The 26475-nt window shown below is 48.6% G+C and carries 28 protein-coding genes, 1 riboswitch and 1 other annotated feature; of the genes, 23 read left to right on the top strand and 5 right to left on the bottom strand.

The features are described from left to right. Positions 1–255 precede the first annotated feature (255 nt). The 10 genes from ACWJJ5_RS07845 to ACWJJ5_RS07800 all read left to right on the top strand — a co-directional run bounded on the left by ACWJJ5_RS07845 (position 256) and on the right by ACWJJ5_RS07800 (position 11337). Complete coding sequence (locus ACWJJ5_RS07845) at positions 256–1815, top strand: MFS transporter (RefSeq protein WP_454022326.1); 1560 nt, start codon at positions 256–258, stop codon at positions 1813–1815. Between the two features lie 155 nt (positions 1816–1970). Continuing rightward, positions 1971–2795: a M55 family metallopeptidase gene (locus ACWJJ5_RS07840; protein WP_094247015.1), complete on the top strand. Its 825-nt coding sequence runs from the start codon at positions 1971–1973 to the stop codon at positions 2793–2795. A 14-nt stretch (positions 2796–2809) separates the two neighbouring features. Further along, entirely contained in the window at positions 2810–3736 is a 927-nt protein-coding gene (locus ACWJJ5_RS07835; RefSeq protein ID WP_044053133.1) for an ABC transporter permease, read from the top strand. A 5-nt stretch (positions 3737–3741) separates the two neighbouring features. Next, entirely contained in the window at positions 3742–4689 is a 948-nt protein-coding gene (locus ACWJJ5_RS07830; RefSeq protein WP_024085201.1) for an ABC transporter permease, read from the top strand. A 5-nt stretch (positions 4690–4694) separates the two neighbouring features. Next, positions 4695–5723 (top strand): ABC transporter ATP-binding protein, encoded by a 1029-nt coding sequence (locus ACWJJ5_RS07825; RefSeq protein WP_025851774.1) that lies wholly within the window; start codon positions 4695–4697, stop codon positions 5721–5723. Continuing rightward, on the top strand, positions 5720–7339 hold the full coding sequence (locus tag ACWJJ5_RS07820; RefSeq protein WP_094247014.1) for a peptide ABC transporter substrate-binding protein: 1620 nt from the start codon (positions 5720–5722) through the stop codon (positions 7337–7339). The genes ACWJJ5_RS07825 and ACWJJ5_RS07820 overlap by 4 nt, the downstream gene beginning before the upstream one ends. 87 nt (positions 7340–7426) lie before the next feature. Further along, the gene (locus tag ACWJJ5_RS07815) at positions 7427–8362 is read left to right on the top strand and encodes a S66 peptidase family protein (RefSeq protein WP_007407244.1); all 936 of its coding nucleotides are present in this window, start codon (positions 7427–7429) and stop codon (positions 8360–8362) included. A 36-nt stretch (positions 8363–8398) separates the two neighbouring features. Further along, entirely contained in the window at positions 8399–9466 is a 1068-nt protein-coding gene (locus ACWJJ5_RS07810; protein WP_205747600.1) for a dipeptide epimerase, read from the top strand. Further along, the gene (locus ACWJJ5_RS07805) at positions 9463–10362 is read left to right on the top strand and encodes a C40 family peptidase (RefSeq protein WP_166706526.1); all 900 of its coding nucleotides are present in this window, start codon (positions 9463–9465) and stop codon (positions 10360–10362) included. The genes ACWJJ5_RS07810 and ACWJJ5_RS07805 overlap by 4 nt, the downstream gene beginning before the upstream one ends. 3 nt (positions 10363–10365) lie before the next feature. Beyond that, entirely contained in the window at positions 10366–11337 is a 972-nt protein-coding gene (locus ACWJJ5_RS07800; protein WP_007610864.1) for an ABC transporter ATP-binding protein, read from the top strand. Between the two features lie 26 nt (positions 11338–11363). On the opposite strand, the gene ACWJJ5_RS07795 is transcribed toward ACWJJ5_RS07800, so the two are convergent. Together ACWJJ5_RS07795 and ACWJJ5_RS07790 are read right to left on the bottom strand one after the other, a co-directional pair. Next, positions 11364–12413, bottom strand: a complete 1050-nt coding sequence (locus tag ACWJJ5_RS07795; protein WP_416406269.1) for a lactonase family protein — start codon at positions 12411–12413, stop codon at positions 11364–11366. Positions 12414–12483: 70 nt separating this feature from the next. Then, positions 12484–13344, bottom strand: coding sequence for a dimethylarginine dimethylaminohydrolase family protein (locus tag ACWJJ5_RS07790; protein ID WP_167860078.1), 861 nt, complete (start codon positions 13342–13344; stop codon positions 12484–12486). A gap of 188 nt (positions 13345–13532) precedes the next feature. Here ACWJJ5_RS07790 and ACWJJ5_RS07785 point away from each other — a divergent pair, with 188 nt between their 5' ends. The 8 genes from ACWJJ5_RS07785 (at position 13533) to ACWJJ5_RS07750 (ending at position 19776) form a co-directional block, all read left to right on the top strand. After that, positions 13533–14051 (top strand): acyl-CoA thioesterase, encoded by a 519-nt coding sequence (locus ACWJJ5_RS07785; RefSeq protein WP_017417623.1) that lies wholly within the window; start codon positions 13533–13535, stop codon positions 14049–14051. Positions 14052–14150: 99 nt separating this feature from the next. Then, on the top strand, positions 14151–14696 hold the full coding sequence (locus tag ACWJJ5_RS07780; protein WP_094247010.1) for a GNAT family N-acetyltransferase: 546 nt from the start codon (positions 14151–14153) through the stop codon (positions 14694–14696). A 12-nt stretch (positions 14697–14708) separates the two neighbouring features. Then, positions 14709–14817: riboswitch (guanidine-I (ykkC/yxkD leader) on the top strand. A gap of 66 nt (positions 14818–14883) precedes the next feature. Further along, positions 14884–15222 (top strand): DMT family transporter, encoded by a 339-nt coding sequence (locus ACWJJ5_RS07775; protein ID WP_454022325.1) that lies wholly within the window; start codon positions 14884–14886, stop codon positions 15220–15222. Beyond that, a complete protein-coding gene (locus ACWJJ5_RS07770) occupies positions 15222–15536 on the top strand; it encodes a DMT family transporter (protein ID WP_454022324.1) in 315 nt (104 codons plus the stop codon). Before ACWJJ5_RS07775 ends, ACWJJ5_RS07770 begins: the two co-directional genes overlap by 1 nt. Positions 15537–15609: 73 nt before the next feature. Further along, positions 15610–16512 (top strand): formyltetrahydrofolate deformylase, encoded by a 903-nt coding sequence (gene purU, locus ACWJJ5_RS07765; RefSeq protein ID WP_017417625.1) that lies wholly within the window; start codon positions 15610–15612, stop codon positions 16510–16512. Between the two features lie 86 nt (positions 16513–16598). Continuing rightward, positions 16599–16812: a binding site (T-box leader), on the top strand. Between the two features lie 69 nt (positions 16813–16881). After that, positions 16882–17994, top strand: coding sequence for a glutamate 5-kinase (proB, locus tag ACWJJ5_RS07760; protein ID WP_014304874.1), 1113 nt, complete (start codon positions 16882–16884; stop codon positions 17992–17994). Further along, complete coding sequence (proA, locus tag ACWJJ5_RS07755; protein WP_094247009.1) at positions 17991–19238, top strand: glutamate-5-semialdehyde dehydrogenase; 1248 nt, start codon at positions 17991–17993, stop codon at positions 19236–19238. Before proB ends, proA begins: the two co-directional genes overlap by 4 nt. 112 nt (positions 19239–19350) lie before the next feature. Further along, positions 19351–19776: an organic hydroperoxide resistance protein gene (locus ACWJJ5_RS07750; RefSeq protein ID WP_230014287.1), complete on the top strand. Its 426-nt coding sequence runs from the start codon at positions 19351–19353 to the stop codon at positions 19774–19776. A gap of 27 nt (positions 19777–19803) precedes the next feature. On the opposite strand, the gene ACWJJ5_RS07745 is transcribed toward ACWJJ5_RS07750, so the two are convergent. Then, entirely contained in the window at positions 19804–20250 is a 447-nt protein-coding gene (locus ACWJJ5_RS07745) for a MarR family winged helix-turn-helix transcriptional regulator (RefSeq protein ID WP_070081699.1), read from the bottom strand. Positions 20251–20387: 137 nt separating this feature from the next. Here ACWJJ5_RS07745 and ACWJJ5_RS07740 point away from each other — a divergent pair, with 137 nt between their 5' ends. The 4 genes from ACWJJ5_RS07740 to ACWJJ5_RS07725 all read left to right on the top strand — a co-directional run bounded on the left by ACWJJ5_RS07740 (position 20388) and on the right by ACWJJ5_RS07725 (position 23139). Continuing rightward, on the top strand, positions 20388–20798 hold the full coding sequence (locus tag ACWJJ5_RS07740; RefSeq protein WP_003154758.1) for an organic hydroperoxide resistance protein: 411 nt from the start codon (positions 20388–20390) through the stop codon (positions 20796–20798). Positions 20799–20938: 140 nt separating this feature from the next. Next, positions 20939–21523 carry a hypothetical protein gene (locus ACWJJ5_RS07735; protein ID WP_225979747.1) on the top strand — a complete coding sequence of 195 codons (585 nt, stop codon included), beginning with the start codon at positions 20939–20941 and terminating at the stop codon, positions 21521–21523. A 19-nt stretch (positions 21524–21542) separates the two neighbouring features. After that, positions 21543–22007, top strand: coding sequence for a hypothetical protein (locus tag ACWJJ5_RS07730; protein WP_454022323.1), 465 nt, complete (start codon positions 21543–21545; stop codon positions 22005–22007). Positions 22008–22011: 4 nt separating this feature from the next. After that, complete coding sequence (locus tag ACWJJ5_RS07725; RefSeq protein WP_024085212.1) at positions 22012–23139, top strand: glycosyltransferase; 1128 nt, start codon at positions 22012–22014, stop codon at positions 23137–23139. Positions 23140–23159: 20 nt separating this feature from the next. Here the strand turns inward: ACWJJ5_RS07725 and ACWJJ5_RS07720 are convergent, their stop codons facing one another. Continuing rightward, positions 23160–24275 (bottom strand): BclA C-terminal domain-containing protein, encoded by a 1116-nt coding sequence (locus tag ACWJJ5_RS07720; protein ID WP_146283594.1) that lies wholly within the window; start codon positions 24273–24275, stop codon positions 23160–23162. Between the two features lie 239 nt (positions 24276–24514). Then, positions 24515–25699 (bottom strand): MFS transporter, encoded by a 1185-nt coding sequence (locus tag ACWJJ5_RS07715; protein ID WP_146283593.1) that lies wholly within the window; start codon positions 25697–25699, stop codon positions 24515–24517. An 81-nt stretch (positions 25700–25780) separates the two neighbouring features. Between ACWJJ5_RS07715 and yeiL the strand changes: the two genes are divergently transcribed. After that, positions 25781–26452, top strand: a complete 672-nt coding sequence (gene yeiL, locus ACWJJ5_RS07710) for a transcriptional regulator YeiL (RefSeq protein ID WP_094247004.1) — start codon at positions 25781–25783, stop codon at positions 26450–26452. The last annotated feature ends 23 nt before the right edge of the window (positions 26453–26475 follow it).

Below are 26475 nucleotides of genomic sequence, written 5' to 3'. Positions count from 1 at the left end.
CATGATTTGCCTATTATTACTGACTCCATCTTAAACAAAAAGTGTGGGATAATAATGAAAAGATTGTGGGAAATTGTGAAAAAGACGAAATCGGACGGCGGCGCTTTATATTGACAATTTCCATCGGATTTGAAATAATAATGAGATATTATGTTCAATCCTTCACATGAAAAGATATGAAAAAATTCTGTCAAGCTAATGGGGGAAATCTGTTAGCTTTTTCACTTTGTCAAATAGTAAGAAAGGAGCTGTCAAATGAAAGAAAAACATCACTGGATCATTTCTCTGCTTGCTGTGCTGGCGGTCGGGCCGGGGCTGATGTCGAATACCGCTCTTTCGGCTGTCCAAAGCCTTGTCCGGCAGACGGTCGGCGGGGAAAACTTTGACTCTCTTCATCCGATTATTATCGGTAATATGGCATTTGCCTTATTCGTGCCGGCGGGGCCGTATTTAAGAAAAAGATTCGGCTCCCGGCCTGTCTATATGATTTCGATGGCCGCGGGTGTCATCGGAGCGCTGCTTGCTGCTGTGACAAATGATATTTATCCGCTCGCCGCGGGCCGTTTTTTACAGGGAGCTGCGGCGGGCACTATGCTGATGATTATGATTCCGATGCTGGTGCTTTCGTTTCCGATTGAACGCCGGAATTACGCATTATTTGTGTTAATCGGCGGATTTTACGGGTCCGTCATTATGGGGACCGTTTTAGGCACGGCGGCGGCAAGCGCCGGCCATTGGCATTTGCTGTTCGGCATTTTTGGCCTGCTGTCTTTTTTCGGCCTCATTTTCAGTTATATGTGGCTGCGGGATGACGCTCATAAAAATACTGAAAAATCTCCATTTGACGGCATCGGTTTTCTGTTAGCGGGTGTATCAGCCGTGCTGACCGCCTATACATTTATTCATCTGCCGAAATGGGGCTTTTCATCATGGCAGACATTGGCGGGATTTGGAGGAAGCATCGTCATTCTTCTGATCTTGCTGATCATGCAGTACAGAAACGAACATGCGCTGATTTCGATTAAACTTATGCTGATTCCAAAGCCGATTTTGGGTGTTTTCATGATCGCTGCGGGCAGTATTTCCATAGCGGTCAGTCTTTCTGCATTTCACGGGGAGCTTCAGACCGCATATCACATGTCACAAACTCAACAGATATTCCTTTATGCGAGCCTTTTGGGAGGCGTGGCCATCGCCGCTGTTATCAGTGCATTAGCATATGATAAAGTCGGTCCGGGCATGCTCGGCATAACAGGCTCTGTTATACTGGTGTTCGTGAATTTCCAATGGATGACGGCGGATCATCATATACCCCTTATTCTATTTGCGGGGCTTTTCGTGATGCTGGCGGCCGGGACAGGGCTTATCGTAGCAGCCGGACTGATGGGCGCCGCGTTGGGCGGACCGCTTCCGGAACTGGTGAAACGCATGACGGCCGTTCAGTTTTTAAGGCTGTTCATTTATATGGGTGCACCTGTTTTAATAGGGTATTTTACGAAAAGAGATGCTTCCGGCATGCTTCGGGGCGCACGCGGCACACAATCGCCGCATGACCTGCTGATGGGGACATACAGCGATTTGTTTCTTATTGCTTTCATCTTAAGCTTGCTTTTAGTGTGTTTATCATTTGTCATGAATGCGACCGGCATGGGACATAAGCTGGCGCATAAACCGCATGCCGTCCGTAAGCAGGCGGATGAAGAGCCTTCGCCGCAGGCTCCTGGACCGATCAGGCATCAGGTCATTCCCGATCGCGAATACAGAAGTGCGGTCAGACAGTTTCGGGGTCACCCTATAAACAAAAACGGTATGTAACTTTTTCTATCAGCAAACCCTTTTCCCGGTGAAAAGGGTTTGTTTTTTCCTATAATGGCAGAATGGTATATTGCATGTTTCATCCTTTTTTAATATAATTTGTTAGAATATTCATAATTTAATATCGAAATTTTAAGTAAAAAAGGAGGCATTACATGAAACTGTATCTATCTGTGGATATGGAAGGGATTTCCGGACTGCCTGATGAAACATTTGTCAATTCCCGCATGCACAATTATGAGCGCGGCAGGGTTCTGATGACCGAAGAAGCAAACTGGTGCATCGCAGAAGCGTTTAATAACGGATGCACGGAAGTGACCGTGAATGACAGCCACTCAAAGATGAATAATCTGCTCGCGGAAAAACTTCACCCTGAGGCAGAGCTGATTACGGGGGATGTCAAGCCGTTTTCCATGATGCAGGGGCTTGATGAATCGTATTCAGGTGTGATGTTTATCGGCTATCATGCGAGAGCGTCGATGCCGGGCGTCATGTCGCACAGCATGATATTCGGCGTCCGCCACTTTTACATAAATGATAAGCCGGTCGGTGAACTGGGGTTAAATGCCTATCTCGCCGGATTTTACGATGTCCCGGTCATCATGGCTGCCGGAGATGATTGCGCCGCAAAAGAGGCGGAGGAGCTGATCCCGAATGTGACGACTGCCGCCGTCAAACAAACCATTTCAAGAACTGCGGTCAAATGCCTGTCCCCTCAAAAAGCCGGACGGCTCCTGACGGAAAAAACAGCCTATGCGCTCAAAAATAAAGATAAGGTCAAACCGCTGACTCCGCCTGAAAGACCTGTATTAGGCATTGAATTTGCCAATTACGGACAGGCTGAATGGGCCCATTTAATGCCGGGCACAGAAATCATCCCGGGAACGACAATCGTTCAATTTCAGGCAAAAGACATGCCGGAAGCCTATCAGGCCATGCTCGTCATGACAGAACTCGCCATGAGAACAACATTCTCTTAAAGGGGTGAACGGCATTGCTGCGGTATTTTATCAAACGTTTTATCGCCATGATTATGACCGTCCTCGTCATCACCACTCTGACATTTGTCATGATGAAAGTGATACCCGGCTCGCCTTTTAACGAAGAGCGGGGCACAAACGAAGCGGTCCAGCGAAATCTCGAATCCTACTACCATCTGAACGAACCTCTTATCACTCAATACGCCATCTATCTAAAATCCATTCTTACCTTTGATTTCGGTCCTTCAATCAAAAAACCGTCAGACAGTGTAAACGCCATGCTTGAACGCGGATTTCCCGTCTCCTTCGAGCTTGGGATAACGGCGATCATCATCGCTGTGATTTCCGGACTCGCGCTCGGCATAACGGCCGCTCTCAGGCGCGGCGGCTTTCTCGATTATGCGGCCATGAGCCTTGCGGTGCTCGGGATTTCCATTCCGAATTTTATTATGGCTACGCTGCTGATTCAGCAATTTGCGGTTCATCTGAAGTGGTTTCCGGCAGCTACCTGGACGAGTCCCGTTCACATGGTTCTGCCGACTGTTGCGCTTGCCGTCGGTCCCATGGCCATTATCGCGCGGCTGACAAGATCAAGCATGGCCGAAGTGCTGACTCAGGATTACATCCGCACGGCAAAAGCAAAGGGGCTTTCTCCCGTCAAAATTGTGATCAAACACGCATTGAAAAACGCTCTTATGCCTGTTGTGACAGTGCTCGGGACGCTTGCCGCAAGTATTTTAACGGGCAGTTTCGTCATCGAGAAAATTTTTGCCATACCGGGAATGGGCAAATATTTCGTAGAAAGCATCAATCAGCGTGATTACCCGGTCATCATGGGAACGACCGTATTTTACAGTGTGATTCTGATCGTCCTGCTGTTTCTGGTTGATTTAGCATACGGCCTGTTAGACCCGCGCATAAAACTTCATAAGAAAGGGTGATCCTGATGAATCTCCCGCAAGAAACGGTAAAACACACAGAAGTGCCTGATGACTGGTTTCAGCCGGGCGCGGAAAGAAAGGGTGAAACCGAGTCGGTCAAGCGTCCGAGCCTGTCTTACAGTCAGGATGCGTGGCGGCGGCTTAAAAAGAACAAATTGGCGATGGCCGGACTTGTGATATTATGCTGCCTGTTTCTAGCGGCTGTGTTCGGCCCGCTGATATCACCGCACAGTGTGACAAGGCAGACGCTCGCCGAGCAGAATCTTCCGCCGTCTTTTTCACACTGGTTCGGAACCGATGAACTTGGCCGGGACGTGTTTACAAGAACGTGGTACGGAGCGAGAATCTCTTTATTTGTCGGTGTGATGGCGGCACTGATCGACTTTTTGATCGGCGTTATCTACGGAGGCGTCGCCGGCTACAAAGGGGGCCGGACAGACAGCGCCATGATGAGAATCATCGAGGTTCTCTACGGTTTGCCTTATCTGCTCGTTGTCATTTTGTTAATGGTGCTGATGGGGCCAGGGCTCAGTTCCATTATCGTCGCTCTGACAGTAACGGGATGGGTCGGCATGGCGCGGATTGTGAGAGGGCAGGTGCTGAGGATGAAGCATGATGAACACGTATTGGCATCGAAAACATTTGGAGCGAAAACATTTCGGATCATTAAGAAAAATCTGCTGCCGAATACGATGGGAGCCATTATTGTCCAAATGACGCTGACGGTGCCGGCGGCGATTTTTGCGGAATCATTTTTAAGTTTTCTCGGACTCGGGATTCAGGCGCCGTTTGCAAGCTGGGGAGTCATGGCAAATGACGGGCTGCCGGCGATTTTATCAGGCCATTGGTGGCGGCTGTTTTTTCCCGCTTTTTTCATTTCCTTAACGATGTACGCGTTTAACGTGCTTGGAGACGGCTTGCAGGACGCGTTAGACCCGAAACTGAGGAGGTAGGAAAAATGGCGCAGCAAGTTCTTTCCGTTCAAAATCTGCATGTTACTTTTTCAACATACGGAGGCACTGTAAAAGCCGTAAGAGGCGTCAGCTTCGATTTATATAAAGGTGAAACGTTTGCGATCGTCGGTGAATCGGGATGCGGAAAAAGCGTGACGTCACAAGCCGTGATGGGTCTTCTTCCGAAACATTCGGCAAAGATTGAATCCGGAAGCATACAATTTAAACAGAAAGACCTTTGCCGAATGTCGGATCGGGAAATGCGGGGAATCCGGGGGCGCGATATTTCTATGATTTTTCAGGACCCGATGACGGCGCTCAATCCGACTTTGACCATAGGGGATCAGCTTTCAGAAGCGCTGTTGGAACACCGCGCCATGACAAGAAAACAAGCTGAATCCGAGGTTCTCGCCATGCTGGATCTGGTCGGTATCCCGGACTCGAAATCCCGCCTGAAGCAGTACCCCCACCAATTAAGCGGGGGCATGCGGCAGCGGATCGTGATCGCGATGGCTCTGATCTGCGAGCCGGAAATTATGATCGCCGATGAACCGACAACGGCTCTTGATGTGACGATTCAAGCACAAATCCTTGAATTATTTAAGAAGATTCAAAGAAAAACAGGCGTGTCTATTATTCTGATCACCCATGATCTCGGCGTCGTCGCTCAGACCGCCGACAGAGTCGCCGTCATGTATGCGGGGAAAATCGCCGAAATCGGCACGAGGCATGATATTTTTTACCATCCGGCTCATCCATACACAAAGGGGCTGCTTCGTTCAGTGCCGCGGCTGGATATGGAAGATAGTGAGCTTTCGCCGATTGACGGGACGCCGCCTGATTTATTCGATCCGCCGCCGGGCTGCCCGTTTGCCGCCCGCTGCCCGGACAGGATGATCGTCTGTGAAAAGGTATACCCGGCAACAACCGTGAAATCCAAAAGCCATATCGTCAACTGCTGGCTTCAGGATCACCGTGCAGAGCGGCTGAAGCAGCAGCTGACTGCAGCAGAGGAAAAAGGGGGATTGAAATGAAAAAGAGATGGGCGATTGGTGTGATTGCTGTTGTTTCGTTTGCTCTGATGGGCTGTACAGCCAATGAACAGGCGGGGACAGAACCCGGCAAAGCAAAAGAACAGGAGGGTGAGACGGTGCTGCGGCTCAATAACGAAAATGAGCCGACCTCACTTGATCCGCCGATCGGATTTAATAATGTTTCCTGGCAGCCGCTGAATAACATCATGGAAGGATTGACGAGGCTCGGAAAAGATAATAAGCCCGAACCGGCCATGGCGGAAAGCTGGGAGGTGTCCGCTGATAAGCTGACATATACCTTCAATATCCGTGATAACGCCGAATGGACAAATGGCGATCCCGTCACGGCGGAAGACTTCGTCTACGCCTGGAAGCGGATGCTCGATCCGAAAACGGGCGCATCTTCCGCTTTTCTCGGCTACATGATCAAAGGCGGAGAAGAATTTAACAGCGGAAAAGGCAAACGAGAAGACGTGAAAGTCACGGCAAAGGATAAAAAAACGCTTGTCGTCACATTGGCGGCCCCGCAGGATTATTTTTTGAGCGTCGTGTCCAATCCGGCGTATTTCCCGATTAATGAGAAGGTCGCCAAGGCTGATCCGAAATGGTTCACTGAAGCAAAAACTTTTGTCGGCAACGGGCCGTTCAAACTGACGGAATGGAAGCATGACGACAACATGACGATGGTCAAAAACGAGACGTATTGGGATAAAAAGACGGTGAAACTGGATAAAGTGACATGGGCGATGGTCAGTGACCGGAATACCGACTATCAGATGTTCCAGTCGGGGGATTTGGATACCGCCTTTGTGCCGGCAGAGCTGAGCGAGCAGCTGATGGGAGGAAAAAATATCCGCACGTGGGATCAGGCCGGACTCTATTTCTATCGTTTTAACGTTAAAATGGAGCCGTTTCAAAATGAAAAGATCAGAAAAGCGTTCGCTGCAGCGATTAATCAGAAAGAAATCACGGATTATGTGACCAAAAACAGTGAAAAGCCGGCACATGCCTTTGTATCCCCGGGATTTACTCAGCCTGACGGGAAAGATTTCCGCGAAGCGGGCGGCAGTTTACTAACTCCGGATGAATCAGAAGCCAAAAAACTGCTGGAAAAAGGCATGGCAGAAGAGCATTATGACAAGCTGCCCGCCGTTACATTGACATACAGCACAAAACCGGAGCATAAGAAAATAGCGGAAGCGATTCAGCAGAAGCTCAAAAGTGTGCTCGGTATAGACGTTAAGCTCGCCAATATGGAATGGAACGTCTTTTTAGAAGAGCAGAAAGGACTGAAGTTCCAGTTCTCTCAAAGCTCATTTTTACCGGATTACGCAGATCCGATCAGTTTTCTTGAGGCTTTCCAAACGGATAATTCCATGAACCGCACCGGCTGGGGCAGCGCGGCATACGACGGCTGCATCAAGCAGGCAAAACAGGAAGCCGATGCCAAAAAACGTTTTGCGCTCATGCATAAAGCGGAAAAGCTGCTCATGAACGAGGTTCCGATCATTCCGATTTACTTTTACAATCAGGTGCATCTGCAGAACAGCGGCGTGAAGGGCATTGTCCGGCACCCCGTCGGGTACATTGATCTGAAATGGGCGGAAAAGTCTTGATCTTACAGCGGAAACATATGCCGCTCTTTTGCCGTTAAAGGAGCGGCGTGTTTCACTTTTCAATCCGGAAAGGAGATTGAAAAAGTCATGAACCATAAACCGAAAGCACTGCAAAAAGGCGACACGGTCGGTGTGATTGCGCCCGCAAGCCCGCCTGAGAGCGGGACGCTGCAAACCGCGCTGCTGTTTTTAGAGAATGAGCTTGGCCTTCAAGTGAAACTCGGCCGGGCGCTGAAGACCCGTCACGGCTATTTGGCGGGAGAAGATCGGGCGCGCCTCGATGATCTCCATGACATGTTTAGTGATCAGAATGTCAAAGCGGTGATATGCGCGTGCGGAGGATTCGGCACGGGCCGCATTGCCGCCGACATCGATTTCGGCTTAATCCGCCGCAATCCGAAAATTTTCTGGGGATACAGCGATATTACGTTTTTACATACCGCCATTCATCAAAATACGGGGCTCGTCACATTTCACGGCCCGATGCTGAGCACGGATGTCGGGCTTGAAGATGCTGATCCCCTGACAAAAGCGTCGTATCATCAGCTTTTTACAGAAACGGAATTCACCTATACGGAGGACATTTCTCCGCTGGAGGTGCTGACAGGCGGAAGGGCCGAGGGAGAGCTTGCGGGCGGCAATCTGTCGCTCATTACATCCACACTCGGCACGCCGTTTGAAATTGATACGAAAGACAAATTGCTGTTTATCGAGGATATTGATGAGGAGCCGTACCAAATCGACAGGATGCTGAATCAATTAAAGATGGCCGGAAAACTGTCAGACGCAGCCGGAATACTGGTCTGTGATTTTCACCAATGCGAACCGAAGCATAAAGAAAAGTCGCTTACTTTAGAGCAAGTGCTGAACGATTACATTGTCAAATCAGGGAAGCCTGCGCTTAAAGGCTTTAAAATCGGCCATTGTTCACCGAGCTTCGCCGTTCCGATCGGAGCCCGCGCAGTTATGGATACGGCGGCCAAAGCGGTAACGATTGAATCGGGGGTTTCCGGAAGGGAGTGATCAGGCGTGAGGATTACAGATATTCAAACGGGACGGATGTCCGTGCCGCTGAAAAAGCCGTTTAAGACTGCGTTGCGCACGGTTTACAATGCTGAATCGGTCATTGTGAAGCTCACTTTTGACAACGGTCTGACCGGCTGGGGCGAGGCGCCGCCGACGGTTGTCATTACAGGCGACAGCACGGACGGTATTGAAAGCGCCGTCCGCGATGTGCTGAAGCCTGCTCTCTTGGGGCGGAGCCTTTCCGGCATGGAAGCTGTTTTGTATGATATCAGCCGGCTGTTGGAAAGAAATCAAAGCGCAAAAGCCGCGGTGGATATGGCTGTATATGACGGATGGGCGCAAATGCACGGACAGCCGCTTTACCGGCTTCTCGGCGGCTATCGGAATACACTGGAAACAGATTTTACCGTCAGCGTCAATTCTCCTGAGGAGATGGCGGGGGATGCAGACCGTTATGTGAAAAAAGGATTTCATATTTTAAAGATAAAAGTCGGCATAGGTGACATATCGGACGATGTTGCCCGGATTCAGGCGATCAGATCACGTGTCGGCGGAAACGTCAAACTGAGATTGGACGCCAACCAAGGCTGGACGCCGAAAGAAGCCGTGACTGCGATCCGAAAGATGGAAGACGCCGGCCTCGGCATTGAGCTGGTCGAGCAGCCTGTTCATAAAGACGATATCGCCGGGCTGAAGCAGGTCACCGATGCCGTAGACACGCCGATTATGGCGGATGAGAGCGTCTTTACCCCCCGTCAGGCCTTTTGCGTGCTGCAGACGAGAAGCGCCGATTTAATCAATATTAAGCTGATGAAAGCGGGCGGCATAAAGCAGGCGGAAACAATCAATGCGATGGCCGAAACATGCGGCGTGGAATGCATGGTCGGCAGCATGATTGAGACCAAGCTCGGCATCACCGCCGCGGCTCATTTTGCCGCGGGCAAACGGAATGTGACAAGGTTTGATTTTGATGCGCCGCTTATGCTGAAAGATGATTTGATTAAAGGCGGCATCACATACAGCGGCAGTCAGATTACGATTCCCGATGAACCGGGTCTCGGCATTATCGGTGTGTCGATACAAGAGGAGGCGAAAAGATGAGAGCAGCCGTTACAGCGGCGGCAGCCAACGTATGGACGCTGCCGTCATCTCCCCGTTCGTATGATGCGCCGATGCTTGAAAACCCGCCGCAGATCAGAAAATGGTTAGCGTCTATGGGATATGAAGAGCGGCTGCAATTATGCACAGACAACCTTGTCCAAACGCAAGCGCTTTTCGGGGAAGAGGTGATCATTCTCAAAGAGGAAGGGGAATGGGCTTTTGTTGCCGTTCCCGGCCAGCCTTCAAACAAGGATGCGCGCGGATATCCGGGCTGGATGAAAAAAAGCCAGCTTTCAAAAGACGGCTTTTATACATCTTCCCCCGCCGTATGGATTACCAAACCGACAGCTTTTTTATATCACACAAACGGCGAACCGGACTTGGAAGTAAGTTTCTTAACGCGTCTTCCGGCATCAGGACGTGAGAAAGGCTTTTTTCGGGTTGTGACGCCTCTCGGAGAACGGTTCGTAAATGAAGCTGACGCAGACGAGTGCCGGCATACGGAAGGACGGGCAGCCGATGTCATCGAAACGGGCATGATGTTTCTCGGGCTTCCGTATTTATGGGGAGGACTGAGCGGTTTCGGGTTTGACTGTTCCGGGTTTATGTATTCGATATTTAAAGCAAACGGCTATACCCTTCCCCGTGATGCAAAGGACCAAGCAAAAGCCGGGTGCGGCGCGGCGGTAAACGATATCCGGCCGGCTGACCTTTTGTTTTTCGCCTATGAAGAAGGAAAAGGCGCGATCCACCATGTCGGTTTGGCGCTGGGAGACGGCCGAATGCTGCACTCCCCGAAAACGGGAAAAACAATCGAAGTGCTGTCTTTGGAAGGAACGATCTATGAAAAAGAATTATGCACCGTACGCCGCTGTATAAGCGAAAAGGGGGAATAGAAAATGACGGCATCTCCGCTCCTTGAAGTCAGCGGGCTGAAAATGCATTTTGACGCAGGAAGAAAGAAAGCCGTAAAAGCAGTCGACGGTGTCAGTTTTCACATTAAAAGAGGGGAAACATTCGGACTTGTCGGAGAATCGGGATGCGGTAAATCGACGCTCGGAAGAGTTATTCTCCGTCTGTATGACCCGACGGCCGGTTCGGTATCATATGAAGGGACGGATATACACCGTGCCGCGGCAGAACAGCGGTCGGTCTTCTTCCGCAAGCTGCAGATGATTTTCCAAGACCCTTACGCCTCGTTAAATCCGCGCCTGACCGTAAGGGAAATTATTATGGAGCCGATGGAAATCCACAATCTTTACAATACAAGAAAAGCCCGTCTGATGATGGCGGATGAACTGCTTGAAGCTGTCGGGCTCCATCCCGATTTCGGCAGCCGGTATCCCCACGAATTCAGCGGCGGACAGAGGCAGAGAATCGGAATTGCCAGAGCGCTCTCTCTGCATCCTGAATTTATCGTGGCGGATGAGCCGATTTCCGCACTGGATGTGTCGGTACAGGCTCAGGTCGTCAACCTATTAAAAAGGCTTCAGAAAGAGAAAGGGCTGACATTTTTATTTATCGCCCACGATTTATCAATGGTCAAGCATATCAGCGACCGGATCGGCGTGATGTATTTGGGCCGCATGATGGAAATTACAGAAAGCGCTGCGCTTTACCGGGAACCGCTTCACCCTTATACGAAGGCGCTTTTATCCTCAATCCCGATTCCTGATCCGCTTCTTGAGGACAAGCGTGAACGGATTATTCTGAAAGGGGAGCTGCCGAGCCCCCTTAACCCGCCGAGCGGCTGTGTATTCAGGACGCGGTGTCCTGAAGCGATGGAGCTCTGCGGTAAGATAACGCCTGAGCTTGAAGAAGTGAAGGCGGGGCGTTTTGTCGCCTGCCATTTATACAAAAAAGAAAGCTGACAATATAATGTCAGCTTTCTTTTTGATTAAACCTGATGCAGAAATGACACGCAGACCGGATACGGAACCGGAATGTCAGATTGAAGCAGAGTCAGTCTGCCCGTTTCGGAGTCGCGTTCAAACAAAACCAGATTTCCCGTTTCTTCGTTTGACGCGACAAGGAATGTCTCGGAAGGGTCAAACGCGAAATCACGCGGCCAGTTGCCTTCTGTCGGCACCCATTCAATAAGAGACAATTCACCGGAATATTGGTTGATCTTAAAGATGGCGATGCTGTCATGTCCGCGGTTGGCGGCATAAAGAAATCTGCCGTCTTTAGATATTCGGATCGCGCTGCCTTGCGATTTGTCCGTAAAGCCTTCAGGCAAAGCGGAAATGACCTGCAGCTCTCTGAATTCACCTAAGGTCGGGTTGTATTCAAGCGCGATGACTTCATTGCTGATTTCCGTCATGACATAGGCGTATTTTTCCGCCGGATGGAAAACGATGTGGCGCGGCCCTGAACCCGGTGCGAAAGAATGAGTTTTCACCTCTGTGAGCGAACCGTTTTTCATTTGGTACGTATACAGCGTATCCGTCCCTAAATCGACGGCTGCAATGTAGTTATGCTCTGGTGTATAGCCTGCGAAATGGGTATGCGGTTTCTCTTGTCTTTCATGAGGACCTGTTCCCGTATGAGCGGCTTCGGCAGCCGGCTCCTGCAGACTTCCGTCCTCATTGACGGGAAAGGCGTGCACTTTTCCGCTGTGGTAATTAGCGGTTAACACATATTCATGTTTATCATCAATGCTGACGTGGCATGGAGACGGGCCTTCAATCAGCTGGTGGTTTACAAACGTTAATTCCCCGCTGTTCTGATGAATCTGATAGGCTGCGACGCCGCCTTTTCCGTCTGCCTTTTCAATGGAATACAGCATGCTGTTATCAGAATTCGGAGTGACGTATGTCGGGTTGCCGAGCTTTGCTGCCAGCTTCGGTCGGCTGAGCCTTTTCGCTTCTGTATCAAGTTCAAAACAATAAATGCCTTCGCTTCCGCCTTTTGTATATGTTCCCGCGTATCCTATGTACTTAGCCATTCGGTTTCCCCCTTTAGAGTCTTGTCTTCTCTATATTAACGTATCTTGAAGGAAACTGCCTTGTAAATGTTTAAGATGTTCTGACAAGCGGCAAGGTGCAGCAGCGGAAGGAACCGCCTGATTTGATAATTTCGGAAAACTCGGTTTCGATGACCGTATAACCTCTTTTTCTGAGCTCGCGGTTCGTATGACGGTGCTGCGGCAGGCTGATAATTGTCTGATTCCCGATGGACAGGATATTCGGGCCGAGCGTGAATTGCTCTTCTTCAGGCACTTCTATCATCTCAAAACGTTCGGCGAGAAGATCAATTTCTTTCTGCCGCAAGCCATTTTTGCAGTATAGCGCTTCCGTTTCCGAGATCATATTAAATACACAGTCCAAATGTAAGAAATCCTCCTTGAGAGGGATCGGCACAACATTCATCTCCGGCAGCGCCTCCCGCAGCTCCCGGACAGCCGCTTTATCCGTGCGCTTGCTCAGCCCGGCGTAAACGGTGCCGTCTGCGATCAAGATGTCGCCGCCTTCAATGTTCGCTTTTTTCAGTTGCGTATAAGGGATTTTCTTATCGTCAAGCAGGTCTTGAAACACTTTTTCTTCTCCCTGCCGGACTGAAGCCGCCATGTTTGAAATAAACGCCGTCTCGCCTAAGACAAATCCGATATCCCGGGTGAATACCTGCTCAGGCAATGCGGGATCGGCAGGCAGCAGGACGACTTCAATCTGATGAGATCTTAAAATGTCAATAAACTCACTATGCTGTTTGAGGGCAACGGGTATGTTAATATTTTCTTGTTGGAAATGTTTCTGCGTTCCGTTAATAATATCCTTGATGGTCATGTGTTCCGGCCGGCATAAGATGACTGTCTGCAAAGCATCAAACTCACTGCGGCAAGCTGGTTCCCGCGTGGATTTGGGAATGGATACGTCCATGTGATATCCTCCTATCGGTATTCAATGTGCGTTTATTATTCCCGGATGTGATGAATAATGAAACATTTCTGATAGAATATCTAACCAACTTAATATTTAAAATTTTAGACAAAACGAGCAAAGTATTGTTTAATAGGGTACAGATGAAATGTCAAAACGACCAGACACCAAAGGGGAGTTTAAATCATATGAAGTTGCCAGAATCAAGATTTTGCAAAGAAACAAGGGTTGTCAAGACAAGCAGGGTTTTTCCGCTTGATACGAATAATCACAATACGCTGTTTGGCGGAAAGCTGATGAGCTATATTGATGATATCGCTTCAATTTCCGCGGCCCGCCACTGCCGGTGTGAAACAGTCACGGCCTCAATGGATTCTGTAGATTTTTTGCGCCCGATCGGCCAACAGGATTCCGTATGCCTTGAATCCTACGTCACATGGGTCGGCACATCCTCTATGGAGGTGTTTGTCAAAGTCATTAAAGAACACCTGATGACGGGTGAACGCGAGCTTGCGGCAACGTCGTTTCTGACATTCGTCGCGCTCGATTCAAACGGGAAATCGGTGCGCGTTCCGCGAATCGTGCCGGAAACCGAGGAAGAAATCATGCTTCACAATACGGCCGTACAGCGCGCCGGAGAACGAAAAAACCGTTTAAAACACAGCAAGGCCCTGGCCGAGGCGCTCGGAACAGATAAGCCTTGGTAATCGTCAAACCGCTTTTTTAAAAAGCGGTTTTTTTATGCTGAAAAAGGACTTTTCCTGCCGGATCCATAATCTATTACAGGGAAAGGAGACGTGGCGTGCATGATGAAACATAAGTCTTCCGGCACCATCCTGACAACCGGGCGTATCCGTCTGCGGACTATGCGGGATGACGATGAAGACAATTTGTACGGGCTGTTTACCGACAGAGAGGTCATGAAATATTATCCTTCTCTTAAAAGCAGACGGGAAACGAAGGAATGGATTGCCTGGAACAAACGATTGGCCGCAGGATACGGCGTCAGTCTTTGGATCGCAGAGGATAAAGTGTCGGGTGCATTTCTCGGTCAATGCGGAATCGTTCCGCAGACGATAAGCGGAAACACTTTGATGGAAATCGGCTATATGTTTGCCCGCCGCCGCTGGGGCTGCGGCTATGCGACAGAGGCGGCGAACGCCTGTCTGGACTACGGTTTTCATACGCAGCAATACGGACGCATAGCGGCGCTGATTGATCCGGAAAACGCTGCCTCCGTCCGCGTCGCGGAAAAAATCGGCATGGTGCCCGGTGAGACCGTTACCAAATGGGGGAGGCGGCTGACGGTATTTGACATCACATCTGACGTTGAACGTTTCGGCGAAATGTAGTATGATACGAACAGACATGTTTTCTAGGGTTCCGCATATTCATACATGGCCTGGTCCGAGAGAAAACACATATGCGGACATATCCCGCATATGCACACGGAGGGAAAAAAGCCCGGGAGAGTCAATCTCATGTGAGACGACTATTCCGGGCTTTTTGTATTGTCCGGAAACAGAAAGGATGAAGAACATGAAATGGGGTTTAGTGGTCATAGCGGCCGTATTTGAAGTGGTATGGGTCACCGGCCTGAAACATGCTGATTCAGCACTGACGTGGAGCGGTACGATTACGGGAATCATCATCAGTTTTTATCTATTAATCAAGGCGACAGACAGCCTGCCCGTAGGAACGGTATATGCGGTCTTTACCGGACTCGGAACAGCAGGCACCGTGCTCAGTGAAATCCTGCTTTTCAAAGAACAGGCCGATCCGGTGAAAATCGTGCTGATCGGCGTTTTGCTGATCGGCGTCATCGGATTAAAGCTGGTCACACAGGGTAAGCCTGAGACGAAGGAGGAGAAGGCGTAATGCATTGGATCAGCCTGATAGCCGCGGGTCTTTGTGAAATGCTCGGGGTCATTTTAATGAATCAATTTCAAAAAGAAAAGAAAGTCAAGTGGATTCTTTTCATTATCGTCGGATTTGCGGCTTCTTTTTCCCTGCTTTCTTATGCGATGGAGACGATTGCGATGGGCACGGCCTATGCGATCTGGACCGGTATCGGCACGGCGGGCGGCGCACTAGCCGGCATTCTTTTCTACGGCGAGCAGAAGGATGCGAAGCGCATCTTTTTCATTGCGCTTATTTTGTGCGCAGCCGTAGGGCTGAAAGTTCTTTCGTAAATTGATTTTTATCAAATTTTCAGTATAATCTATAATAAGTTACGAATTATGAAGATACGAGGGATTAAAACAGATGAATTCATATATGACACAGCGGCTGAAAGAATACCGCCGCGGGAATGAGGAAAAAGGGCGCCTGCTTGTCAGCTGCCCCGATCAGCCGGGAATTGTATCGGCTGTGTCCGCGTTTTTGTTTGAACACGGCGCGAATATTATTGAATCAAATCAATATACGACTGACCCTGAAGGCGGACGTTTTTTTCTCAGGATCGAATTCGACTGCAAGGGCATTCGTGAGAAAAAAGAGGATTTAAAGCAGGCGTTCGCCTCAATCGCCCAGACATTCGGCATGACATGGAGCCTCTCTCTGGCAAGTGAGCTGAAGCGAGTGGCGATCTTTGTATCCAAAGAGCTGCACTGCCTTCATGAACTCATTTGGGAATGGCAAAGCGGCAATATGATGGCCGAAATTGCGGTCGTCATCAGCAACCATGAAGAGGCGAAAGAAGTGGTCGAGCCGCTGAATATTCCGTTCCATTACATGAAAGCTAACAAAGACATCCGCGCCGAAGTGGAGCGGCGCCAGCTTGAGCTGCTGGAGCGGTATAAGATTGATGTGATTGTTCTGGCCCGCTACATGCAGATTTTGACGTCTGATTTTGTATCTGCCCATCCGAATCGGATTATTAACATCCACCATTCATTCCTGCCGGCCTTTATCGGCGCTAATCCGTATAAACGGGCTTATGAGCGCGGAGTGAAATTAATCGGCGCGACCTCTCACTATGTGACGGACGATCTTGACGAAGGGCCGATTATTGAACAGGATATTGAACGCGTCGATCACAGAGATCACGCAGAGGATCTGAAGAATATCGGCAGAACGATTGAGCGGAGCGTGTTGGCAAGAGCCGTAAAATGGCATCTCGAAGACCGCGTCATCGTTCACGGAAACAAAACGATCGTATTTAATTAATGACGGTCCGCCGGGGAGGCGGGCTGTTTTTTATGGATGAAAATGTCTTGACAAGAACCTGTTTTCTTTGCATAATATAAAAAAATCATTGAGCGTTGAAGAGGATCAGTACGCAGAACTTTCTGTGACAGAGAGCAAAATGGCCCGCTGAAACATTTTGCCGCATGAAACCTGCCGAACCTGCCTTGGAGTCCTGAGGGGAAAACTCAGGCGCGATAACCTGGCGTTACAGGAAAGCGGGACGCGTGAAAAACGCGTTCAAACAAGGTGGTACCACGGAAAGCCCATTTCGTCCTTATTTTTCAGGACGGAATGGGCTTTTTTTATTGACGAGAGCCGGTTTGGATTGATTGCCACGGAGGAGAAACGATGAAAAAACAAAGAATTGTTGTGAAAATCGGGAGCAGCTCGCTCACCAACAGTAACGGAAGTATTGATGAAGCAAAAATCAAGGAACATACGGAAGCCATTTCTTTATTAAAAGAAAACGGGCATGAAGTGATCCTCATTACCTCAGGCGCGGTGGCAGCGGGTTTTTCCGCTCTCGGCTATCCGTCGCGACCCGTTACGATAAAAGGAAAGCAGGCAGCTGCCGCAGTCGGCCAGACGCTTTTAATGCAGCAATATATGGATCATTTAAAAAGATACGGTCTGACGCCGGCACAAATTTTATTAACAAGAAATGATTTCTCAAAAAGAGAGCGGTACAGAAATGCCTATGCCACCGTAATGGAACTGTTGGAGCGCGGCGTCGTGCCGATTATTAATGAGAATGATTCCACATCAGTCGAAGAGCTGACGTTCGGTGATAACGATATGCTGTCGGCGCTTGTAAGCGGTTTGATTCATGCAGACCAATTAATGATTCTCACAGACATTAACGGGCTGTACGATGCCAATCCGAATGAAAACCCGGACGCAAAGCGGTTTGACTATCTGAATGACATCACACCTGAATTGCTCGGATATGCCGGGTCAGCAGGCTCAAAGGTCGGCACCGGAGGCATGAAGTCAAAACTTCTCGCCGCCCAGACCGCATTGTCGCTCGGGGTGAAGGTGTTTATCGGAACCGGCTCCGGACGTGAAAAACTGATGGTGATTTTAAACGGAAAAGGCGACGGCACTTATATCGGCGATAAAGATCTGTCCTCAGTGAATAATACACGGCAATGGATCATGTTTCATTCTCCGATATCAGGGGAAATCATCATTGATGGGGGAGCGGAGCAGGCGATGATCCATAACGGGTCAAGTCTACTCCCGGCCGGCGTCGCCGATGTCTGCGGCAGTTTTCCGAAAGGAGCCGTAGTGGAAGTCAGAGGGCCCGGCGGCATTATCGGCAAAGGGCAGACGCAGTACTCATCCGATGAAATTTTAGAAGCCAAAGGGAAGCGGAGCGACCAGCTTTCAGGAACGAAGCAGGTGGAAGTGATTCACAGAGATGATTGGGTGAATTTATTTGACGAGGGGGAACACAAATGAGTGAAGTATTGCAAAAAGCAGCTTTGGCAAAAGAAGCAGCTGCCGAAATGGTCATGAAAACGACGGCTGAAAAAAACGAAGCGCTCCAATGTATTGCAGACGGCCTCAGAAATGAACGGCAGCTGATTTTAACAGAGAATCAGAAAGATATTGAAGCAGGACAGAAAAGAGGATTGACACCTGACATTATTGACAGGCTGACGCTTGATGAAAAACGCCTGCTCGATATCGCGGACGCTGTGGAACTGTTAATCGGTCTTGAAGATCCCGTCGGTGAATCATTGGAGACCATTCAAAAAGAGAATGGATTATTCATTGAAAAAATCCGCGTGCCTCTCGGAGTAGTAGGCATGATCTATGAAGCCAGACCGAACGTTACCGTAGACGCGGCCACACTCTGTCTGAAAACCGGAAACGCGGTTGTGCTCAGAGGAAGTTCTTCCGCCATCCACAGCAACATAGCGCTTGTCAGTGTGATGAAGCGCGCACTTGGGCTGTCAAAGCTTCCGATTGATGCCGTTCAGCTCATAGAAGATACAAGCAAAGAAACCGCCAAACAGCTCTTTACATTAAATGACGGGCTGGATGTATTGATCCCGCGCGGCGGTAAAAATTTAATTGATCTTGTGGTCAGGGAATCAACCGTACCCGTTTTAGAAACCGGAGCGGGCAATTGCCACGTGTACATAGATGAGTCAGCAGATCCTCAAATGGCAAGCGAGGTCGTCATCAATGCCAAAACACAGCGTCCTTCGGTCTGCAATGCGATTGAATCTCTTTTGATTCATGAAAAATGGGCCGAAGAACACGGGCGAAAGCTGCTGAATCAGCTGACAGAAAAAGGGGTGGAGCTCCGAGGAGATCAGGTGATATGCGGGCTGGAGCCTCAAGCGAAACAAGCAGAAGAAGCCGATTGGGGAGCGGAGTACCTGGCGCCGATTCTCAGTGTGAAAACGGTGCAGGACGTACAGGAGGCGGTCCGCCACATTCAGCAGTACGGCACAAACCATTCAGAAGCCATTCTGACGGAGAACGCCGAGCATGCGGCTTACTTCCAGACCGCCGTGGACGCCGCCGCCGTGTATCATAATGCTTCAACCCGGTTTACGGACGGTTTTGAATTCGGATACGGAGCCGAGATCGGCATCAGCACGCAAAAGCTTCACGCGAGAGGGCCGATGGGGCTTCCGGCGTTAACATCTACAAAAATCATCATCAAAGGAAACGGACAAATCCGGATATAATCTTTTAAGCTTATCCTTCAAAAGGGTAAGCTTTTTTTATGCGGAAAGATTGACGGCTTCTATTATATTTTGTAAAATTAAGTTGTACACAATATAATAGAGGTGAATTTATATGACAAAACCATTATTTACTGCAACCGTATCAGCCGCAGGCGGACGTGAAGGGAAAGTCACGTCTTCTGACGGGGCGCTGAATCTTGATGTTGCCATGCCGGGAACGCCAAGAGCAAAAAAGCTCGAACAAGCCACAAACCCTGAACAGCTGTTTGCCGCAGGATATTCAGCCTGCTTTGACAGCGCTCTTCAACTCGTAGCAAGAAAAGAGCGTCTGAGTATTGAAACAGAGGTCACTGCGCATGTCAGTCTGCTGAAAGATGAAAGAGACCAAGGATATAAACTCGGCGTTACGCTTGAGGTTAAAGCTTCCGGCATTGAGAAACAGCAGCTCGAAGCCCTTATCCAAAAAGCGCACGGTGTCTGCCCGTATTCAAAAGCGACAGCGGGAAATATTGAAGTGAAGCTTCTGGCAGCAGAATAAAAATAAGGATGCCCATTCGGGGCATCCTTATTTTTTGCCGTGCAGCGTTTTCAAAACCTCATAAAGCGACTGTTTTACCTGCTTTAATTCCTCTTTTGACAGTCCCGTCTGTTCCAGCATGGCAATGGGGATATCCGCCGCTGTATTCTGCAAGGCCCGTCCTTCATCTGTGAGCCTGATCGTCACGGATCGCTCGTCTTCAGCCGACCGCTTTCTCATGATGATTCCGTGCTGCTCCATCCGTTTCAGCATCGGTGTCAGCGTTCCGGAATCCAGGTGCAAAAGCTCACCCATCCGTTTCACATTCAGTTCTTCGTGCTCCCATAATAAAAGCAGCGTCAAATACTGGGGATAAGTTACGTTGAGCTTATCAAGCAGCGGTTTGTACCGTTTCGTCATTTCCCTTGAGCTTGCGTACAGCAAAAAACAAAGCTGATTCTCCAGTTTCATATGTTCAAAATCTTTTTCTGCCATTACTTCTTTCACCAACTCTTTTTTGTTAACGTTACCCCTATTGTAGCCGAAAAACGGCCCATTTCCTATTGCAATCATGTTTAAAAATATGAGCAGGGGCAATATATACAGTAAGTACAATGAGGAGGCTGATAATAATGGCATTATTTACTTCAAAAGCGACCGCAGTCGGCGGACGAGCAGGACATATTAAATCCGAAGACGGGGTGCTGGATTTTGACATCATCATGCCGAATGCAAAAAAAGACGGAGAAACCGGCACAAACCCTGAACAGCTCTTTGCGGCAGGATATGCCGCCTGCTTCGGGGGAGCGCTTGAGCTCGCCGCCCAAAAACAAAAAATCGACATGACCTCTGAAATTGAAGGACAGGTCAGCCTTTTAAAAGATGAGAGTGACGGAGGTTACAAAATCGGTGTAACGCTCGTCATTGATACAAAAGATCTTGATAAAGAAACGGCGGAGAAGCTAGTGCACGCCGCTCACGAGTTCTGTCCGTATTCAAAAGCAACAAGAGGAAATGTAGACGTCAAACTTGAATTGAAATAAAGAAACGAACGAATATCCCGGATTTCATATCCGGGATATTTTATTAACGAAAACATCAGTAATGATCTCTTCCCTCCCGGAATAAGAATACGATATAGCACTTTTGCATAATGACACCAAGAGAAAAGAGGGAGAAATCGATGTCTCTTCCAAACATACCGAACATCACCCCCGACATTACACTCTCCAGATGTGAGACCCTGAACCTCCTTCTTTCATCCGTGGCTATGGAAGAAATCGGACTATCCCATATTCTGCAGGCGGAAGCGGAAAGGATTCAAATGTTTCTCAGCGCTTCCGGCGATCCCTCCTTAGGGGAATTATCATCAATCAATAGAAGCACTGAACGGCTCCTGCGCACCGTCATGAAATCACAACTCCTTTTGCAGACGAAGCTTGAAGACATTATCTACTTACAGGATGCTGAAGCCTGTATAGACCCGGACGATCCAAGTAATCCGAGTGATCCAGGCGATCCTGATGACCCGTGGAATCCGGATGATCCAAGTAATCCGAGTGGTCCGGGTGATCCTGATGACCCGTGGAATCCGGACGACCCAAGTAATCCGAGTGATCCGGGCGATCCTGATGACCCGTGGAATCCGGACGATCCCAGTGATCCGGAAGATCCGTGTGACGACCTGTTTTACGGCCGCATTGGCTGCTGTGAGTGCGGGGATTGTGAGGAATGCGATTGGAAGAAAAAAGGCGGGGAGCGTTCATAAAAAAAGACGGGTGAAGCATATGCCGTATCAAAGCATCTCAAAAGCGAAACAGACATCTTTTGAAGCCTTGCATTGTCTCACGATGGCGCTGTTACATATATTATCTGTGACCGTGGATAAAAGAAGGGGTTCAAATTACAAAGAAGAAATCAGGCTGTTCTCCGCATTGTGCCGCTGGCAGATGGAAACAGGCGGCCGGCTGTTTTTAATGATCAGCTTGGAAGAAGAACAGAAGCAGATGTATGAGCGGCACTTTCATGAAATGAAGACAGTGACGGAACGAACGAAAAAATTCATTTGTGAAAGCCCGCGCGAATTTCGGGCGCATCCCATTACGAAGCGGGCTGTCAGGCAGCTTCAGGAATGGGATGCAGAATCAACTGCCGAACCTGCCGTCAGATGGGTGCGGCCTGTCATCATAACGATGAACGGCACTCCTGAACGGCCTTGGTTCAATCAACAACTCCAAAATCGGGAAAGGTGAGAAAATGAGCGGAAATGCTGAATGTAAGCTGACTCTTTGCATGATTGTGAAAAACGAGGAGAGATACATCTCCCGTTGTTTATCAAGTGTACAAGACATCGCTGATGAGATCGTCATCGCAGACACCGGATCACAAGATAATACAAAAGATATATGCAAAAGCTTTCAGGCAAGAGTGTTTGATTTCGAATGGGAGAATGATTTCGCAAAGGCCAGAAATTACGCCCTTCAGCATGCCGAAGGGGATTGGATTTTAGTGCTTGACGCGGATGAAGAGCTCGATCAGGAGACGGGCCGTTTTTTAACTTCGCTGCTTCATGACGGATTACCGAGCCGGGGACTTTTGAAAATCATCAATTATACGGGGAAGCAGCTCGATGAAAACGAAGCGTTTGAAAGCATGCAGCCGAGACTGTTCCGCAATCATAAAGGCCTTCTGTATCAAGGCAGAATTCACGAGAATATCTCGGCTCCCAATGAGGAAGAAAACAATGCTTTTTTCACGCTCCCATGTGTGATTCATCACTACGGCTACTTGGAGCAGGAAGAAAAAATCAAGCAAAAACATAAACGGAATATCAGCATATTAAATGAAGAACTTTCAGAGGAAAATCCTGATCCGTGGCTAGTCTATCATTTGGCAAGTGAATGTTACAGAATAAAAGACTATGAAAAAGCATTACATCTTGTCAACGGCTCGATATTTCAATTTTTAAGTGAGAAACGAATGCCTCCGTCTCTTCTGTATTTTCTAAAATATACAATATTGCTTGAGCTCAAGCGATATGAAGAAGCCGAACAAGGGATTGAAAAAGTGCTCAAGCTTTATCCTGATTACAGCAATCTTCATTATTATAAAGGCCTTGTATTATATCATTTGGAAAAGTACAGAGCGGCAATCAAAGCATTTGAAGCCGGAACGCAGGTTGAAGGAGAAAACGCTGATCACTTCATTTTAAAAGGTGCCGCCGATTTCAGAGCTTTTTATTATATGGCGAAATGCCATGCTGCATTAAACCATGATATGACGGCCATCGCTTACGCCAAAAAATCCGTGAAATTCAATCCGCAATTTAAACCCGCGCAAGAACTTCTGTCTCAATTAAAAAAGGATCAGCGGACAAACGCCTGATCCTTTTTTTGCATGTTCCATTAAGATAATCGAATAATGTTTAAAGCTGCGCCGGCACTTCCTCCAAGCAATGTGGCCGCACCCAATAATCCGAACAGCTGGAGCTGAATGGTGCTGCCTGCTGTCAAAGTCACAATAAAGGAGTTATTGAAGTTTGCCAAAGACGCGACCGGGGCAATAATCGAACTTGCAGCCGGAGTGCCGTTGATTAAGATGCGCGAACTTACTAGCAGGCCGGCCGTTAAATTAATATGGTAGGAAATATAGTACCGTCCTGCCGGAGCAACGGTGAATACAGTATTTGCGGCATTAGCGGTAATATCCGCTGAGAGGTTTTGTTCATTCGGTAAGGAAATGGCCGTGCCGCCGTTAATAACTGCGACAACACCGCCGCCCGTATTGCTCGCATAGCCGGAAGTGGCTGTCAGACTTGTTCCGGTGCTTCCCGGAGGCCCTGTAATGCCGGTAGCCCCGGTAACACCGGTCGGTCCTGTAACGCCAGTAATTCCAGTTGATCCAGTACCGCCAGTAACCCCGGTAACACCGGTAGGTCCTGTGGAGCCAGTAGCGCCGGTGCTTCCCGCCGCAGCTAAAAGTGTATAGTCAGCTGAGGTTCCAGGGGTTCCCGACGGGCTGTTTACGTTTGCCACATAAGAGCTGCCGTTATACAAGACAACCTGTCCGGTCGTGTAAGTAGGGGCGGTCAGCGGATTAAAAGCAACAATCCCTTGAAGACCCGCACCGGTGACCCCTGTCGGCCCGATCGGTCCGGTTGGCCCCGTCGCTCCGGCCGGGCCGATTGCTCCCGTCGGCCCCGTGGCACCAGTCGGCCCCGCCAGTGTAGGGATATTTGAGATACTGTCCAATTTTGAACCGAGAAGAAGCTCCTGTTTCATTAAGCTGTCAAGCGTATCCCGGACGCTCTCATTCAGATTAAGAATATCCGCAAGACTTGACGGGGGTCCTGTTAATCCGGGAATCGTCCCGAGCGCGTATTGGATTTTTTCCCCTTCCGCATTCAGAATATGTGCCATTCCCAGCTCTTCCATAGCAATTGACGAAAGAAGAAGGTTAATGGTATCGTCTCTGGAAAGTGTAACGACAGGGGTGATATTGGGCAAATTAGGCTGTGACACAATGTCCCTCCTTATGAGTTGGCTGAAAATCATTTTATTACGAACAAAGTTCCCCCAAATGAGCGTAAGCAGTACTGTATCATTATATTCACTGATTCTGTCCAAGTTTCTGAACGAATTCCCTTCATTACTTTCATCATATATGAAGGAAATACTTTAAATATAGAGAAAATACATCGCACAGCATTCGCAAATCGTCAAAATGACAGCGGGACATGTGATCGTCTATAAAGCGATGGCTATATATCTTGTGCGTTTCCTGCAAAAACGCTCTTTTTCATTTCAAGTTTTCTGTATAAAAGGGCGAGAAGCATGGACGGTATCGTACAAACAATCATTCCGATAAAGGCATACCGGGGTTCAATTTCATATAAAAAACCTCCGAAAATAGTAAATACCGCAGTGCTCCAGCTGAGAGCAAGCGCTGAATATATGCCTTGGGCTTTCGGGATTTGCGCGGGTGAAATATTTTTAATTAAGTATTTCATAAATGCATAGTGTCCCATCGCGAATGAACAGGCATGCAGCGTCTGCGCAATACAGAAAATGATGACATGCGGAAAGGCAAATACGAGTAACCAGCGTACGGTAGCACCAAGCGCCGCCAGGGCGAGCAAAGAGCCTGCCGTAAATTGATGAAAGTATCGGTCAGCGATTGCAAAGAAGATAATCTCCGCGATAACGGCGATGTTGATGATGATTCCGATGGCATATGCGGGCGCATCGATTTCCTGCAAAAAGAGATAACCGTAATTGTAGTAAGATGCATGTGCCGCCTGCAGTAAGATAACGATTGCGAGCACCAGACCGAAATATTTGATGCGAAATAAGGCAAACATGCCCTCTTTTCTTGCGCGGTCTGTTTCCGGCCGTTTTGAAAGAACAGCTGGCGCATGCATAAAGCTGAGGCATGCGAATATCAGGGCGCCCAAAAGCAGTGCCCATAAAATCGCTTGGTCTCCGAATATACCTGTAAAGACGGACAGGATGACGCCGGCTGAAACAAAACCCGCAGACCCCCACTGCCGGCTAGTCCCATAAGCCTTTAATTCGTTATGCTGTACAAGGACGCCGCAAGCGGTGTCTAAAGCAGGCATTAAAGCCGGATAGAACACATGCAGCACTAATGTGACAAGAAGCAGGCTTTGAAAAGAATCAGCGGGAATATAACATAAAAGTGCGAGAAGCGTCCCGATTCTGGCGCCGTTTAATAAGGCTTTGCTGCTGAATTTTCCTGATAAATAAGGGAAGAAAAATAATGTGGAAATCCCTCTTGCCGCCAGGCCCAGACTCATAATGAAACTGGCTTCGGATACGGAAACCCCTTTTATATGCACCATCCATCCCGTCCAATAGGGCAGAAAAACACCCCATGTCATAAAAAAACAAAAAAAATGCAGACTCATCCAGCGATATGCTTTCATTCCCGTTCCTCCTTTCATTGGCATGTTATCATGTAAGGACATAAAGACAATATGAGATATCTCATATTTTTGGGGTGGACGATGGAAATTTATAAAGGCGAGAAAAAGCGGCATCAGTTAAAAAAACACTCAATCGCGCATTTATTCTCTTTCCCCGCTGAAGAGTTTATGGAAGTGCGCGAATATGAGCGGGACGAATGGATTATTCAAGAGGGCAGGAGACCTGACTTCCTGTTTTACGTGATTGAAGGAAAAGCGAAAATATATGTAACCCACCAAAACGGGAAAGTCTCTTTAATTAATTTTATCAACAAAAATGATTACATCGGAGAGATGGAACTATTACATGAAGGGTATTACACAAAAGGAATTCAAGCCTCAGCGAAGACTGTTTGTTTTGCTCTGCCTATTTACCGCTGCCGCGCGCAATTGCTGCAGGATGCGAAATTCCTGCGTGAGCTGGCTAAGTTTTTAAGTGCTAAGGCAACGCTTATGGCTTCGAAATATTCACAAAGTCTGGCGTTCCCGCTTGAAAACCGGCTTGCTGATTTTATTTTGCAGACGGCTTATAAAGGGGTTTATAAAGAGAAGCACGTAACGGTCTGTGATTATTTGGGTGTATCTTACCGTCATCTCTTGCATGTGCTGACGCAATTCTGCCAAAAAGGGTATTTGCAAAAAGAGGGGCGGGGCTATCAAATGAAGCAGTATGATTCATTGTATGAACTTGCAGAAGCGCTGCAGAATAAGTAGCATGCCCAGAAAAAACAGCCACC

The organism is Bacillus sp. JK74, from assembly GCF_053663395.1.
Note: the sequence above shows the minus strand (reverse complement) of the source record. Positions and strands in the feature narration are given on the sequence as shown.